Origin of the sequence: Trichocoleus sp. AS-A1, assembly GCF_039962015.1 — a bacterium.
Taxonomy (GTDB): domain Bacteria; phylum Cyanobacteriota; class Cyanobacteriia; order Cyanobacteriales; family FACHB-T130; genus FACHB-T130.
The window spans coordinates 1-14,445 of the sequence record NZ_JAMPKG010000069.1 but is presented as its reverse complement, the minus strand read 5'-3'; the positions used below and the strand labels follow the sequence as shown (position 1 = coordinate 14,445).

Annotated in this window: 12 protein-coding genes; 5 read left to right on the top strand and 7 right to left on the bottom strand. The window is 46.4% G+C overall.

The annotated features are described in order from the left end of the window. Positions 1–321 precede the first annotated feature (321 nt). From NC994_RS27070 to NC994_RS27060, 3 genes are read right to left on the bottom strand one after another with little or no spacing between them, the layout of a single operon-like run. Positions 322–2,340, bottom strand: coding sequence for an ABC transporter ATP-binding protein (locus tag NC994_RS27070; protein ID WP_190433278.1), 2,019 nt, complete (start codon positions 2,338–2,340; stop codon positions 322–324). Between the two features lie 43 nt (positions 2,341–2,383). Next, positions 2,384–3,583 (bottom strand): glycosyltransferase family 4 protein, encoded by a 1,200-nt coding sequence (locus NC994_RS27065; RefSeq protein ID WP_190433276.1) that lies wholly within the window; start codon positions 3,581–3,583, stop codon positions 2,384–2,386. Between the two features lie 40 nt (positions 3,584–3,623). Then, positions 3,624–3,830 (bottom strand): hypothetical protein, encoded by a 207-nt coding sequence (locus NC994_RS27060; RefSeq protein WP_190411256.1) that lies wholly within the window; start codon positions 3,828–3,830, stop codon positions 3,624–3,626. Positions 3,831–4,001: 171 nt separating this feature from the next. Here NC994_RS27060 and gloB point away from each other — a divergent pair, with 171 nt between their 5' ends. The 3 genes from gloB to dnaB all read left to right on the top strand — a co-directional run bounded on the left by gloB (position 4,002) and on the right by dnaB (position 6,897). After that, positions 4,002–4,775 carry a hydroxyacylglutathione hydrolase gene (gloB, locus tag NC994_RS27055; protein ID WP_190433275.1) on the top strand — a complete coding sequence of 258 codons (774 nt, stop codon included), beginning with the start codon at positions 4,002–4,004 and terminating at the stop codon, positions 4,773–4,775. Positions 4,776–4,909: 134 nt separating this feature from the next. Then, complete coding sequence (gene rplI, locus NC994_RS27050) at positions 4,910–5,368, top strand: 50S ribosomal protein L9 (protein WP_190428532.1); 459 nt, start codon at positions 4,910–4,912, stop codon at positions 5,366–5,368. A 152-nt stretch (positions 5,369–5,520) separates the two neighbouring features. Further along, positions 5,521–6,897, top strand: a complete 1,377-nt coding sequence (gene dnaB, locus NC994_RS27045; protein WP_190411253.1) for a replicative DNA helicase — start codon at positions 5,521–5,523, stop codon at positions 6,895–6,897. A 223-nt stretch (positions 6,898–7,120) separates the two neighbouring features. Here the strand turns inward: dnaB and trpB are convergent, their stop codons facing one another. Beyond that, complete coding sequence (gene trpB, locus NC994_RS27040) at positions 7,121–8,371, bottom strand: tryptophan synthase subunit beta (RefSeq protein ID WP_190433273.1); 1,251 nt, start codon at positions 8,369–8,371, stop codon at positions 7,121–7,123. 375 nt (positions 8,372–8,746) lie between these two features. Between trpB and NC994_RS27035 the strand changes: the two genes are divergently transcribed. Then, on the top strand, positions 8,747–9,115 hold the full coding sequence (locus NC994_RS27035; RefSeq protein ID WP_190433271.1) for a translation initiation factor: 369 nt from the start codon (positions 8,747–8,749) through the stop codon (positions 9,113–9,115). Positions 9,116–9,243: 128 nt separating this feature from the next. Here NC994_RS27035 and NC994_RS27030 read toward each other — a convergent pair whose 3' ends face one another. Next, positions 9,244–11,415 (bottom strand): ATP-binding protein, encoded by a 2,172-nt coding sequence (locus tag NC994_RS27030; RefSeq protein ID WP_190433269.1) that lies wholly within the window; start codon positions 11,413–11,415, stop codon positions 9,244–9,246. A 401-nt stretch (positions 11,416–11,816) separates the two neighbouring features. Between NC994_RS27030 and NC994_RS27025 the strand changes: the two genes are divergently transcribed. Continuing rightward, a complete protein-coding gene (locus NC994_RS27025; protein WP_190411249.1) occupies positions 11,817–11,978 on the top strand; it encodes a YqaE/Pmp3 family membrane protein in 162 nt (53 codons plus the stop codon). Positions 11,979–12,095: 117 nt separating this feature from the next. On the opposite strand, the gene NC994_RS27020 is transcribed toward NC994_RS27025, so the two are convergent. Both NC994_RS27020 and NC994_RS27015 read right to left on the bottom strand, forming a co-directional pair. After that, positions 12,096–13,706 carry an NAD(P)H-quinone oxidoreductase subunit 4 gene (locus NC994_RS27020; RefSeq protein ID WP_190433260.1) on the bottom strand — a complete coding sequence of 537 codons (1,611 nt, stop codon included), beginning with the start codon at positions 13,704–13,706 and terminating at the stop codon, positions 12,096–12,098. Between the two features lie 277 nt (positions 13,707–13,983). Further along, the coding region (locus NC994_RS27015; RefSeq protein ID WP_190433258.1) for a transposase at positions 13,984–14,445 on the bottom strand (462 nt) is incomplete at its 5' end.

The window sequence follows — 14,445 nt, the reverse complement described above, 5'->3', positions numbered from 1 at the left end:
ATCACCTTCTAACGCAGGTCATAACTATAGGGGTTTGCCATGAGCAGCTTGAATAACTTCAGGACAACAGGTGATCTCTACTCTACGTCCTAACTATCTTGGCGGTTGCTATAAATTTGTAAAAGACGCTTCTCAAGTCAAAAATATGGTGCAAGAACTTTTAGATTCCTGCAAAAGTTGAAAAGCGCAAGAGCATTTATGTTGTGAAGAATAACGATAGGTATAGCGTTTCTTACACAAGTGAGGTACGCAAAGAGTCCCTATTACCAAGCTTTCCAACTTTGAGAATGTACCTCACATAACGGAGAACCGCTATAATTTTTATTTCATCTTAGAGCTATCTTCAAGAAACTCTAAAGTTCTTAGCAGGCGAATTGCCGATTCATAGGCTTCTTCAGTTAATTCGCGCGACTCTTCTGTACTGTCTACTAAGTCATCAACCACTAACTTGAGGAAACCAATCATCGGGTTCAGACGAGACCGAACTTCGTAAGAGGTTTTGACTAAAGCTTCATTAACGGCTGCTTTAATGACATTTTGAGTTGTTTCAGAGAATTGCATCGAGTACAGACGGGTATAGTAGCCGTTTTTCTTTAAAAGTTCCGCATGAGTGCCGATCTCTACAACACAACCTTTTTCCATTACAGCAATTTGATCGGCTTTTTGCACGGTGGAAAGGCGGTGAGCAATTACAACTGTTGTGCGATCGCGACAAAGTTCCTCAATCGCCTGTTGCACCAAACGCTCTGAAACTGTATCCAGGGCACTGGTGGCTTCATCTAAAATCAATATCTCTGGGTTGCGTAGCAGTGCGCGAGCGATCGCAATCCGTTGTCGTTGTCCCCCCGATAGGAGAACTCCCCGATCCCCAATGGTTGTATCAAATCCTTGGGGTAAGTTCACAATAAATTCGTAAGCGTTTGCTCGTTTAGCCGCTTCCACCACCTCTTCCTCAGTCACTTTCTCCCAGGCATAGGCGATGTTGTTGCGAACGGAATCATTAAATAGAAACGTATCTTGACTGACGATGCCCATCGCTTTTCTCAGAGAGTGCATGTCAAATTCCTTCATATTTCTTCCATCCATCGTGATGCGACCCTCGGTCGGATCGTAAAATCTTGGTAGTAGATCGACCAGCGTTGACTTACCTGCCCCCGATGCTCCTACTAAAGCAAGAGTTTTCCCTTTAGGAATCCATAAATCTATCTTGTTTAGGACTAAATCGTCACTCCCCGCATAGGCAAAAGACACGCCCTCAAAACGAATTTCATCTTTAAATCCGGTGTAAGGAACGCCACCACTTACCATCAATGGCTTGTTATCCCGGCGCAAGAAATCTGTCACTACTTCAACGCTGGGGACAGAGTTGGCAAATTCGCCCCTGGCACTGTTTAACTGACTTACAAAAGGCAGTAACCGGAACAGGACAACTAGATAAGTCAGTAGTACTGCTGAAAGCGACTCCAACTGCTGTAAAAATAAAGCACGACCTAACAATACAATTGCTAATACGACAATAATTCCCGATACTTCGTTGATGGGTCCAATCGCTGCGGAGTTCGCTTGCGATTGTAATTCCGCTTGTTCGCGTTCCTTGATCAGTTTGTTGAGTCGCTGGAATTCCTGCTCTTCATTGCTAACACTTTTGATAAGCCGAATCCCAGTCAAAACTTCAAGTTGGGCACTAGAATAAGCCTTTGATGCTCTTGATACTGCTTTCCCAAATTTCTTGGAGCGGTTGATATAAAATTGATTGGGCAGCGTTACTAAAATCAACAAAACTGTAGATGCTAAGGTCAGTTGCCAAGAAATCAATAATAATATCCAAACAAATACTAAAATTGTAACTACTGTAATAAATAGCCGTATTAAAACGCGAATTGAACCAGCAGTCCGACTAACTTCTTGTCCTAATCGATTAATAATATCTCCAACTTTCGTCTTTGCATAAAATTCAATATCGACATCTAACAATAGCTGAATTCCTTCTTTACGAATATCGTTGACCAAGGATTTGGATAGATAACTGCCGACTAAAGAGCTTACATAGCTAGTCACATTTTTGAGAATAATGGCTAGTAATACTGCCGCAGTCATTGCTATAAGGCGATTTTCTCCAGTAAAACCGTCAAAGACAGAAAGCATTCTCCGAATGATCGGGGGGCCTCCACTAACATTCAGCTGATCTTGCCCTAAAAAGTCCAGCACTACTGGCACAATTAAGGTTGTACTCACACCATTAAATAGAGCGCCGGAGAAGCCAAGAACAACTGTCGCGATCACTAGAACAGGATACCGTAGCGCAAATTGTAGAAGTAACTTATTAGAGTTTGAAAACATACTTTCTTTTCTGCTACGAAGCGAGCCTCACTTGATTGATAGTCTAAACCTTGCCAACTAGTTGCAAATCTTTAATCACATCAGATAGTATAGATGCCATTGTCTCGGTACTATAGTGGGATATGCATCTTTCTCTTGCTTTTATACCCTGCTGATTTGCTTCATCTAAATGCTCGAATATCCATTGGATTTTTTCAGCAATTTCTTCTGGAGATTCAGGAGCAACCAGATAACCTGTGCCGCCTAGAATTTCTGGAATATCGCCAACGTAAGTAGACAGAATTGGCTTTGCCATTGCCATCCCATCTGTTAGTTTGATGGGAAACTGGGCTTGAGCAATATTTGAATCTCGCTGGGGGACAATAACCACATGAGCGGCAGCGACAATATCAGGCATCTTTTCAGATGGAGATGGGGGCAGTTTAATAATCCAGCGTTCCCCTTTTTCCATTAGTTGTTCAACATAGCCATCACCAATATCTCTGCCACCAACGAGAACCAGTCTTAAATCAGGTTGATTCAACTTATCTAGTGCTGTTAAAACATCCTCAAGACCTTTATGAGGACGTGCTGTTCCCGGAAACATTAGCACTCGATAATCAGAAAGCCCATAACGCACCCTGCTAACTTCCGCAGCGTATTGCTGAGGATCGAATAAGTTGGTATCCTTACCATTCGGCAGATAAATCCCACCAAAACGGTTTTGCAAAAATTGCGTATCTACTGTAATTGCATCTGCACGATTGATTATCTTTTCCATCCACTTTAAATACAATGGATGCTCTGGATTCCTTAACTCCCCGTCACTTTTAAGTATGTGTTGAGCCAGCTGTTTAGGAGTGGGACGATACTGCCAATTATCCCCACCATACCAACTCATCTCCCAGTCATCCATATCTACAATTACAGGGCGTCTGGTGCGTAACTTGTTTAGTAAAGCAATACCAAAGCTGGTAGGTCTTGGTTTAACTGCGTAGACCACATCTCCATCAATATTTTTCAGTAAAATCTTTGCTGAATTTAATAATTCTGGATATTTGCCGCCCTGTACCCAAGTGACCGGCAGTTCAGAGGGAGGAATAGGATAGATGCTTTCTCCAAAAAGAAATCCTAAAATTTTAACGTCATAGTCTAATTTTTGCAGCACCTGCCCCAACAAATAAGCTCTTGTGGCTCCACCTCCTGAAAAATCGGGTGTAAGAATTGAAATCTTTAATTTCCTTGTACTCGTTTCGTCGCTCATGTTTAATTAATCAACGGCTGTGGTGCTGCTACCAGAATATTTAGTCAACAAACTTTAGGTGCCCCGTTTGGATATTGTCAAAGATGCGATTAAGCTGGCGACGTTCTTCGTCTGTCACTAGGTAATCAGAAAGAATAGCCGTTGTCAGATGCAGATACTCGCTTCGGGTCAACTGACCGGCTGAGAGGATACGGTCTACCATTTGTTGAATCTGTAAGTTTGACTGGCGTTCTCGTGTCCATGCCATAGGTGGTTAGTGACTCCTCAATTTTCGCCGATTATTTGGTGGTGTCTACTGTCTATTTAAGATTATCTGTTTGCCGTTCGTTGGCATTTGTCTAAAGTTTCTGTAAGAATAATGTTAAGAAATGATAAAGTCTTGTCCCATTAGGACACCCCCTTACAGAGGCAGTGGTAAATGCAGGTTGACCGAATTCCGGTACTTTCTGACAACTACATCTTTTTGCTGCATGACCCGACTCAGAAGATAGCAGCGGTTGTAGACCCCGCTGAAGCTCAGCCGGTACTGCAACGCTTGCAAGAAATTGACGTGCAGTTGGTAGCAATTTTCAATACTCACCATCATAGCGATCATGTGGGCGGAAATCGGCAGCTGATGCAACGCTTTCCGGATGTCTGCGTGTATGGGGGGGCTGAGGATAAAGGTAGAATTCCTGGGCAACAGGTGTTTTTGCAGGAGGGCGATCGCGTCGAGTTTGCCGGTAGAATTGGCGAAGTTTTCTTTGTTCCCGGACATACCCGCGCCCACATTGCTTATTACTTCCCGCCAACAACTGCTGAGGAAACGGGCGATTTATTTTGTGGTGACACCTTGTTTGCCGGTGGCTGTGGCAGGCTGTTTGAAGGTTCACCCACTCAGATGGTGTCAAGCTTGAGCAAGCTCAGGGCTTTACCGGATACTACCCGCGTCTGGTGCGCTCATGAATACACTCTGAAAAACCTCCAATTTGCTCTCACCGTCGATGGGGAAAATCCAGATTTACAATCCCGCTATGCTGAGGTCAAAGAAGCCCGCAGTCGTTTGGAGGCAACGGTGCCATCGAAGCTAGGAGTAGAAAAGCGCACGAATCCATTTTTACGCTGGGACACTCCGACGCTGCAATCAGCAGCGAACAGCCAAGATCCAGTGCAGGCTTTTGCTCGGCTGCGGGGGATGAAAGATCGGTTTTAGGATTCTGTACCCCGGCAAACAGATAGGCATTCGCTGAATTCAGATTTTATATTGCGATCGCTCAACATATTTTCGTAGTATGGAGTGTTCTACCCCACGATTAATTTTCTTTTGTCTGTAGCAGAAAAAAAACTATGGCGAAGCGCGTGCAATTAGTTTTGAATCAAGATGTCAGCAAGCTAGGAAAAAGCGGTGACTTGGTTGAAGTCGCTCCCGGCTATGCTCGCAATTATCTAATTCCCCAAAAACTGGGAATCCCTGCCACTGCTGGCTTGCTCAAGCAAGTCGAACGGCGCAAAGAAAAAGAGCGGGTGCGCCTGTTGGAAGAAAAACAGCAGAGCCTTGAGCTGAAGACTGCCATAGAAGCTGTGGGCAGCTACACCATCGCCAAGCAGGTGGGTGAAGAAAATGCCATTTTCGGTACCGTCACGAGTGCAGAAGTGGTGACAGCCATTCTCCAAGCCACTGGGAAGGAAATCGATCGCCGGACGATCAGTCTTCCCGATATTGGTGAGACGGGCACCTACAAGGCAGAGATCAAGCTACACCCTGAAGTTAGTGCAGTTGTGCAAATTCAGGTTGTGCCCAGCTAATCGGAGTCCCTTGCCTGAAAAATTGAGTCGCCGCTACAACGGTTTGACCGATATTTTCCTGCCAAGGAAGGGGGTTGAGTGAAGCAGGAGTGCGATCGCTTAACCCCCGTTATCATAGTCATGGTCTGAATCTTTCTGAGAACGGCCTTGTTATGGCTAACGAACTAAATTTCCAAGGCAAAAACGGTAACGAAGCGATGTCGTCCTTGGCGAATCGCTTACCCCCCCAAAACATTGAGGCCGAAGAAAGTATTTTGGGAGGTATTTTACTAGATCCGGAAGCCATCGGTCGGGTTGCCGATATCCTTCTGCCAGACGCATTTTCAATTAACGCTCACAAGGCAATCTATCGCGCCGCCCTTGCCTTAAGCAGTCAAGGCAAACCCACAGATTTGATGAGTGTCACTACTTGGCTGTATGACAGGAGCGAACTTGACAAAGTGGGCGGACAGAGTAAGTTAGCCCAACTGGTAGATCGCACTGTGTCTGCTGTCAACATCGACCAGTATGCAGCACTGGTGATGGATAAATACCTACGCCGGAAGTTAATTCAGGCAGGTGGCGAGATTTCTCAGTTAGGTTATGAGACAGCGACCGAGCTGGAAACGATTCTCGACCAGGCGGAACAGAAAGTTTTTAGTCTCACCCAGGATCGCCCTCAGCAAGGTCTGGTACCGATTTCCGACACCCTAATCAATACGTTTCAGGATATTGAAATCCGCCATCAGGATCTCGCCCTCCCCGGTCTTCCCTGTGGCTTCTATGACCTCGACGCGATGACTGGTGGTTTTCAGCGTTCTGACTTGATTATCGTGGCGGGAAGACCGTCTATGGGGAAAACGGCTATCTGTTTGAATATTGCTCGAAATATCGCTGAATTTCATAAATTGCCCGTCGCTGTTTTTAGCCTGGAAATGTCCAAAGAACAGCTGGTGCAGCGGATGCTGGCTAGCGAGGCAGGAATTGAAAGTAACCGCCTGCGGGCTGGGAGAATTAGTCAAAATGAGTGGGAACCGCTTTCGCACGCCCTAGGCACCCTCTCGGAGATGCCCATCTACATTGACGACACGCCCAATATGACGGTGATGCAGATGCGATCGCAAGCTCGTCGTCTCCAGGCAGAACAGCATGGAGAATTGGGATTAATTCTCTTAGATTACTTGCAATTAATGGAAGGAGCCAGTGACAATCGGGTGCAAGAATTGTCTAAAATGACGCGAAGTCTCAAAGGTTTAGCCCGCGAACTCAACGTCCCGATTATTGCCTTATCCCAGCTCAGTCGCGGCGTCGAAGCCCGTAACAATAAGCGCCCGATGATGTCAGATTTACGTGAAAGTGGAAGTATTGAGCAAGATGCTGACTTAATCATCATGCTTTACCGGGATGAATACTATAACAATGACACGCCTGACCGAGGCATTGCAGAAATTATTATTGCAAAACATCGCAATGGCCCAGTAGGGACTGTGAGACTATTATTCGATCCGCAATTTACACGCTTTCGTAATCTGGCTTCTTCCAATCGCTGAGGATGGAACTCACGATAGGGGTTCTCAGTGGAGTGCAATGTAGTGAGTGCAATATATCCACTCGCAACCTTACCTCTAAGCCATCTCCGCTTTTGGGGTGAAACAGGGTGGTTTTAATTAATCTACTTCACCTTGTTTTGTTTCATGACGAATTAAGAGTAGTGAGTAATTTTTACTCACTACTCTTGAGCCATGACCGACTTGAAAAGAGAGCTAATCGCCTTTAAAGAGACAGGACTTTAGCAACTGTCTGCACATCCTTATCGCCGCGTCCAGAGCAGTTGATGACAATGCGGGGATTGCCAGTCAGTTGAGGGCAGAGAATATCCAGGTAAGCGATCGCGTGAGACGTTTCCAACGCTGGAATAATTCCCTCTAGCTGCGACAACTGCCGAAACGCTACCAAAGCCTCTTGGTCAGTCACGCTGTAGTATTCAGCCCGACCTTCATCCTTGAGATAACTATGCTCCGGGCCAACGCCGGGATAATCTAGACCAGCGCTTATAGAATGCGCCTCCACCACTTGACCATCCTCATCTTGCAGCAAATAGCTCATCGCCCCGTGCAAAACTCCCACCCGTCCCTTAGTAAGCGTGGCAGCGTGTTTCTCGGTATCAACACCCTCACCAGCCGCCTCAATTCCAATCAGCCGGACTGATGGGTCTTTCACAAACTCGTAGAAGAGTCCCATCGCATTTGAGCCACCACCGACGCAAGCTAGGAGAATATCCGGCAAACCGCCCCATTTCTCCATCGCTTGAGCGCGAGTTTCCTGACCAATTACTGCATGGAAGTCGCGCACCAACATCGGATAAGGGTGAGGGCCTGCAACCGAACCTAAGATGTAGTGAGTCGTTTCTACATTCGTTACCCAATCCCGAATGGCTTCCGACGTGGCATCTTTAAGCGTTCCGGTTCCCGCCGCCACAGGGCGCACCTCTGCCCCCATCAGCCGCATCCGGAACACATTCAGCGATTGCCGTTCCATATCCTGGACGCCCATATAAATGACGCAATCCAGACCAAATCGAGCGCAAACCGTGGCTGTAGCGACGCCATGCTGTCCGGCACCCGTTTCTGCAATAATCCGCTGCTTGCCCATTCGCTTCGCCAACAATACCTGAGCCAAAGCATTGTTGATTTTGTGGGCACCCGTATGGTTCAAATCTTCCCGCTTCAGATAAATTTGCGGCCCTGTACCATCTGGCTTTGCATGGTGAGCCGTCAAACGTTCGGCAAAATAAAGGGGGCTGGGGCGACCTACATAATCCCGCAGCAATCCTTGAAGTTCTTGCTGGAAATCGGGTTCAGCTTGGTATTTCTGAAAAGCAGCTTCCAACTCACTCAGCGCTGGCATCAACGTTTCCGGCACGTACTTGCCGCCAAATCGTCCAAATCGCCCTAATGCGTCGGGTTGTTGTGCAGAAGCGTTAGCAGTTTCTTGGGAATCCGGAGAAATGGGAGTACGTGTCACAGCAAATTGTGGGAATTACAACACAAACTTCATTATAGTTTCGATGAGTTTATCCAAAACAAAATTACTGGGCTGGAAGGTTCTGGTGTCTCGGAGATAGAGTAGGACTGGGAGGAGCAGCCGTTGAGATAGGAACTGGAGTGGCATTTGAAGACGGCGGCGACTGGTTTGATTTTGGCGGCGAGATTTAACAAATTCGCTAAAATTGCCCTACAGGGTAGACAGGTGCGCTCTTACAGATGTATCTCACACTTTCATTGAGAACTGCTATATCTAAATAAGTTACGGGCAAAACTCGCACCCAAATTTAGAGAGATTTCCGGCTCCTCCTCGATCTAAATCTGTTCTTGAATAACTTTTACCCGACTCACTGTTATGTCTTCTTCCAAGGGCAAAGCATCCAGTTCTAAAACACCCGCTCAAAATCGCGTTATCTACTCGGAATTCGGAAACACCGATAATTCAGATGCCTTAGAACGACCCGTACCAGAACTACCCCCCAATCAGCAAAACCTCAAGGTTCAGGCATCTCGGAAAGGAAGAAAAGGCAAAACTGTTACTGTAATCAGTGGCTTTCAGGTAAAACCAGAAACACTGGAAGCCCTAGCGAAACAGTTGAAAGCTCAGTGCGGCACGGGGGGCACAGTGAAGGAAAATGCGATTGAAATGCAGGGCGATCATACTCAGAAACTCGTCCAAGTTCTCGCAACTTTGGGCTACAAAGCGAAAATCAGTGGCGGCTGACTTTAGTTGGAAACAGGATGAAATGCTAGAAATCAAAGTACGGCTCTAGGATTATCAATTGCTCTCTAGATGGGAGTAGAAAAACACCGATAATCGCCGGTTTAGTCAGCTTGGGTAAGGCACATTTCTCAGGAAGGTTGTGCTTCAGTAACAGTCGAAGGCTTCAGCGGCAACGACACTGTAAAGCAAGTGTAATTGGCAGCACTTTCTAGATGAATCGTGCCTCCTAAATTGGCAACCAATTTCTGTACCAGCGCCAGTCCCAAGCCAGTCCCGCCTTGCTTCCAGGGATCGGAGTTGGGAATCCGGTAAAACTTTTCAAATACTCGTTCGCGCTCGCTGGCTGGAATTTCCACGCCAGTATTTATTACGCTCACTTCCATCTTATCTGCGACGCTACGTGCTTTTACTGCAATCCGTTCGGCTGATGGCGTGTACTTGCAGGCATTGTTGAGTAACTCGCTGAATATGCGTCCTAAACTGGTGCGATCGCAAATTAACGGAGGCAGTTCGGACTCAAGGTGAATTTCTAAGTGGCGATCGCGTTCTTGGGCTGGCTTTTGAAAAGTTTCTACAATTGTGGGAAGCCAATCTTGTAGCTGAATGCTTGTCAGTACCAAAGGCTGAATCTCTGCATTGATTCGCTGCCACTCTAGTAGATCGTTGATCAAGTTGGTTTCTCGCTCGCATTCATTATGCAAAATATGGAAGTAGCGAGCCACTTTGTTTCTTTCTGCGGGCGGCTTCGAGAGTTCTGCAAACAGTCCGTGGTCTTTATTCAAGGCAATCCCCAACATCTGAATTGCCATTTTCATGTTGGCAACTGGCGATCGCAATTCATGGGGAACGGTACTGAGAAAGTCATCTTTGAGGCGATTCAGCTTTTCCAGTTCTGCGACTTGCGTTTGTGCTGCTTGATAGAGTCGGGCTTGTCGAATTGCGATCGCGCATTGAGACGCCACTTGCTGCACAAGCTGGATTTCCAGCTCGTTGAAAGCATCTTCCTGTCGCTTAAATAACCATAGATCCCCGAACACTGCTTGGCTATCAAAAATCGGACAAGCTAGGATAGCCACCGATCCTCGAATCTCAGGGATTAGGTAACAAAACTGGAAATACTGACCTTTCAGTAATTGAGCATCGTCTTGAAAAAGGTCAGAAATTGTGACGACTTTTCCTAGTGCCGATGGCAATCCTTGGGTGTATTCGTGAGCAATTGTCGCCGTGGTTTGATTGGCATCGTATAAAGCTGTATCGCAGCCTTCAATCCCCAACACTAACGTTAATTCTTCGACAGCCGTTTGCAAAATATGGTTTTCGTCGAGGCTATCGCGAACTTTGTCAGTAATGCGTTTAAGCATTGCTTCAAAGTCAAGTATCTGTTGCAAGTGGATTGTGCGATCGCGATTGAGCTGGTCGTGGGGTTGCTCGTGCAGCGTTTTTTGCAACCTCGTATCCCTTACCCCGCTATCATTTTGGGCAATTTTTCCCTCAACCTGATTTTCTATATCTCTCTCGGCGCACTCCCAATTTGTCCCCGAAAAATCTACTACCCGCTCGGCTTGACACGGAAGCATTTGTTGCAGCAGCCAGCGCAAACCTACGACTTGCAGATGTTGCGGCTCTTGCACTGGCTCGACAGTGACGATAGCCTTAAATGTCCTACCCTGCCTTGTTTGCAGGCAGATTTCCCAGTTATTAACAACAAATCCCTGTTGTAGGGCGCTGAGCTGAGTCTGAAAGTCGTCGCGAGCATCCGTGACCACGAACTCCACCAGCGCCTTACCGACTAAGCTTTCTTGAACGCTTTCGAGCCACTCACCGCTAGTCCGGTTGGCTGATAAAATTACGGCTTCTGGATTTGTCACCAAAAAGCCAATCCCCTTTCCCTGGGAAACCACCTCTGAGTTGCTATAAGCAGGCTCGATTGCTTGTAAAGCTTTTTGGTGAGTGGAAAGGAAAATAAACTCACCTTCGGTTGGGGAACGCTGCTGTTCTTTGAGTCCTGCGTGATTTTTGTTAGCGAATTCTTGCTGAATTTGTTGGCGCAGTTGCTCAATGACGGCCTGCATTTCTTGCAGCTGGGTCGATAGTTTTTTTAGAGCATCCACGAGCGGCTCCTGGTGAGACATCGGTAACTTTCCAGCACATTGCCACAGATGCTCAAGCCGCTGTAGGGAATCTTCAATCTGCTGGTCTAGATCATTTACCATTGCACCCTTTAGCCGCCTAGACAACGCTTCTGTATCAGCAGTAATACCCATATCAGCAATGCTCAGATTTTGCCGGATTTGTCGCAATAATAGCTCTGCTTATTTGTGCCTTTATTTTCTTAATAGAATAACTTCATATTCTTTGGGGCAGCATCGCATCTTAGACTGATTTTCCCCAAAAAAGTTCCTGCCTTGTTGATAAATATGCAGTGCAGCTTGATGTTCTGAGGATTTCCGCGATAGTTTCACACAAACCATTGCTTCTCGGCGATCGCCCGCAATTCCCGTTCCCAAAATTCCTCTCTACTGACGACTGACTTAATATTTTTAAACATTAAAGATTTTTAGCATTTTAGTAGCAAAGATAACAGTAAAGTCGTTTTATCTACTCACCGATAGATTGACAGTTCTATCGGAATAGAGAGAAGAATTCCCCAAATCAATGAGATCCTAGAAAATATTCCCATTAATTCTCAAAAGGTGTTTTTATGGATTTCTTCCGTATCCTGATCGCTATTTTTGTGCCACCGCTGGGCGTTTTCTTGCAAGTTGGCTTTGGAAGAGACTTTTGGATCAATCTCGTCTTGACTTTTCTAGGTTATTTTCCCGGAATCATTCATGCGGTGTGGATTATTATTTCGAGAAAATAGCGATCGCTCCTCCATTCCCCCACAACCTAACCATTCAGCTCCATCCAAAAGAAACAAGGAGCCATGAAGATGGCTCCTTAAATCAGCACGATTGATTTCTAAGGACAGTCGAGTCAATTACTCGGCTGCACTCAGCAAATTTCCAGCCGCAGTAGCGGGTAAAGTTGGTGCAACCAAACCGCGCGAGTAGAGAGGCGCTTCGGTTTGAGCGACTAGAGGCAGTACATTGTGAACCTGGGCAGCGATCGCTACAGTCTTCACATCGTAGGTTTGAGTTGCCACCTTGGGATAGAAACCAATTCCGATAATCGGAATAATTAAGCAAGCGGCAATAAACACCTCGCGCGGCTGGGCATCCAGCAAGACTAAATCTGTTACCAACTCTTGATGTTGCTTACCGTAGAACACCTGCCGCAGCATAGAGAGCAAATAAACTGGCGTCAAAATTAATCCCACCGCAGCCAGCAATACTACCACTACTTTGAAAGTGGAACTGTAAGCATCGCTCATGGTGAAGCCTAAAAAGACTGTCAATTCCCCGACAAATCCACTCATCCCTGGTAAGGCGAGAGAAGCCATTGAACCGGCGGTGAACAAAGCAAAGACTTTAGGCATTTGTTTCGCCATGCCCCCCATTTTTTCCATCATCAGGGTGTGGGTGCGTTCGTAGGTAACGCCTGAGAGGAAGAACAGCGCCGCTGCAATCAACCCGTGGGAAACCATTTGCAGAACTGCACCGTTTAGCCCTAAGTCAGTGAACGAGGCAATTCCAATCAGTACAAAGCCCATGTGGGCAATCGAAGAACAAGCTAGCCGTCGTTTGAGATTGCCTTGAGCAAAAGCGTTTAAAGAACCATAGACAATGTTGACGACACCCAATATCACGAGTACTGGGGCGAAATAAACATGGGCGCTAGGCAGCATTTCGATATTCATGCGGATTAGCGCATAGCCGCCCATTTTCAGCAACACCCCAGCCAAAATCATCGAGACGGGGGCGGAAGCTTCGCCGTGAGCATCAGGTAGCCAAGTGTGCAGCGGGAAAATTGGCAGTTTGACTCCGAAGGCAATCAAGAACCCAGCATAGGCCAGGAGTTCCAATGCTAAGGGGTAATGCTTGGCTGCCAGTTCTGCCATGTCGAAGGTGACGGTATCGCCATAGAAAGCCATCGCTAAACCGGCAACCAAAATGAATACTGAACCCAAAGCAGTGTAAAGGATAAATTTGGTAGCAGCATATTGGCGTTTTGGCCCTCCCCAAATGGAGATCAGCAGGTACACCGGCACTAACTCTAGTTCCCACATCAGGAAGAACAAAAGCATATCCTGAGCAGCAAAAACGCCAATCTGAGCGCTGTACATTGCCAGCATTAAAAAGTAAAACAAACGTGGCTTATTTGTAACGTTCCAAGCCGCGAAGATAGCCAGGGTGGTGACTAAGCCGGTCAAAGCAATCAATGGCATAGACAGCCCATCCACCGCTACAGACCAATTTAGACCGAGTTGAGGCACCCAAGAATAGGTTTCAACTAACTGAAATGTCGGGTTTTTTAAGTCGTAGTGACGCCAAAAGGTATAAACAATCAGAGCAAAATCTACTAACGCTACTCCCAATGCGTACCAGCGGACGGTCTTGCCGTCTTTATCCGGTAGTACGGGGATGGCGAAGGAAGCGAGTAACGGCAGCAGAATAATCGTGGTGAGCCACGGAAATTGAGTACTGATCATCAGAACCTACCCAAGGTTGAGGCGATATTGCGGCATTTAGGTGGCGTATTGCAGGCACTCAACAGAGCAACCTGTACTTCGCCAAAGTTTCCTGTATAGACTCAATCAGAAGTGATGTCTTAGGAATTTATACTTACCCTACGAATATAGCTCTAGTTGTTTAAATGTTGCAATATGTTAATTTAAAAATTTTTATGTTAAGCATCTAGGCAAAAAAAAGACGGCTGCGATCGCCATCTTCGAGTAAATATTTGATAAGAACGCCATAACTAAGTAGCTAGGATGATTTAAACCTAAAACGCTCTAACGTATATCCCCCTTGTTCACTCCGTGATTCCATGCCGTCGATTACAGCAAGGGCTAAATCATATTCATTGTCGAACATTCGTCCTGAAATTTCATGGGCTTTGAGTTGATGCCACTGTCCTTCGATGGGGTTCATCTGGGAGCAATAGGCAGGCAAGAAGAAAATGAATAATCCTTGCTCTTGCCACCGTGCCCACTGCTCACGTACCAGTTTACTAGTGTGAATCGGTCCATTGTCTTGAACGATAACGGTAAGCCGTCCCGTTCGTTTGAGGGTTTCATTCGCTGTTGCAGCGACCCAATCGATCACACTAATGTAGCTTGCACTCTTAAATCCTCCTTGCACTAGCGCATACTCGAAGCGTTCATCCGGTTGCCAAAGACCCAAAATGCTAATTCGACTTCCGTAGCGTTGCTGGGTCTGCTCCAGGCA

Bases quoted from the DNA above. Each gene is read 5' to 3' on its own strand.
- NC994_RS27070 (WP_190433278.1), bottom strand. From the start codon at position 2,340: ATGTTTTCAAACTCTAATAAGTTACTTCTACAATTTGCGCTACGGTAT.
- NC994_RS27065 (WP_190433276.1), bottom strand. From the start codon at position 3,583: ATGAGCGACGAAACGAGTACAAGGAAATTAAAGATTTCAATTCTTACA.
- NC994_RS27060 (WP_190411256.1), bottom strand. From the start codon at position 3,830: ATGGCATGGACACGAGAACGCCAGTCAAACTTACAGATTCAACAAATG.
- gloB (WP_190433275.1), top strand. From the start codon at position 4,002: ATGCAGGTTGACCGAATTCCGGTACTTTCTGACAACTACATCTTTTTG.
- rplI (WP_190428532.1), top strand. From the start codon at position 4,910: ATGGCGAAGCGCGTGCAATTAGTTTTGAATCAAGATGTCAGCAAGCTA.
- dnaB (WP_190411253.1), top strand. From the start codon at position 5,521: ATGGCTAACGAACTAAATTTCCAAGGCAAAAACGGTAACGAAGCGATG.
- NC994_RS27035 (WP_190433271.1), top strand. From the start codon at position 8,747: ATGTCTTCTTCCAAGGGCAAAGCATCCAGTTCTAAAACACCCGCTCAA.
- NC994_RS27025 (WP_190411249.1), top strand. From the start codon at position 11,817: ATGGATTTCTTCCGTATCCTGATCGCTATTTTTGTGCCACCGCTGGGC.
- NC994_RS27020 (WP_190433260.1), bottom strand. From the start codon at position 13,706: ATGATCAGTACTCAATTTCCGTGGCTCACCACGATTATTCTGCTGCCG.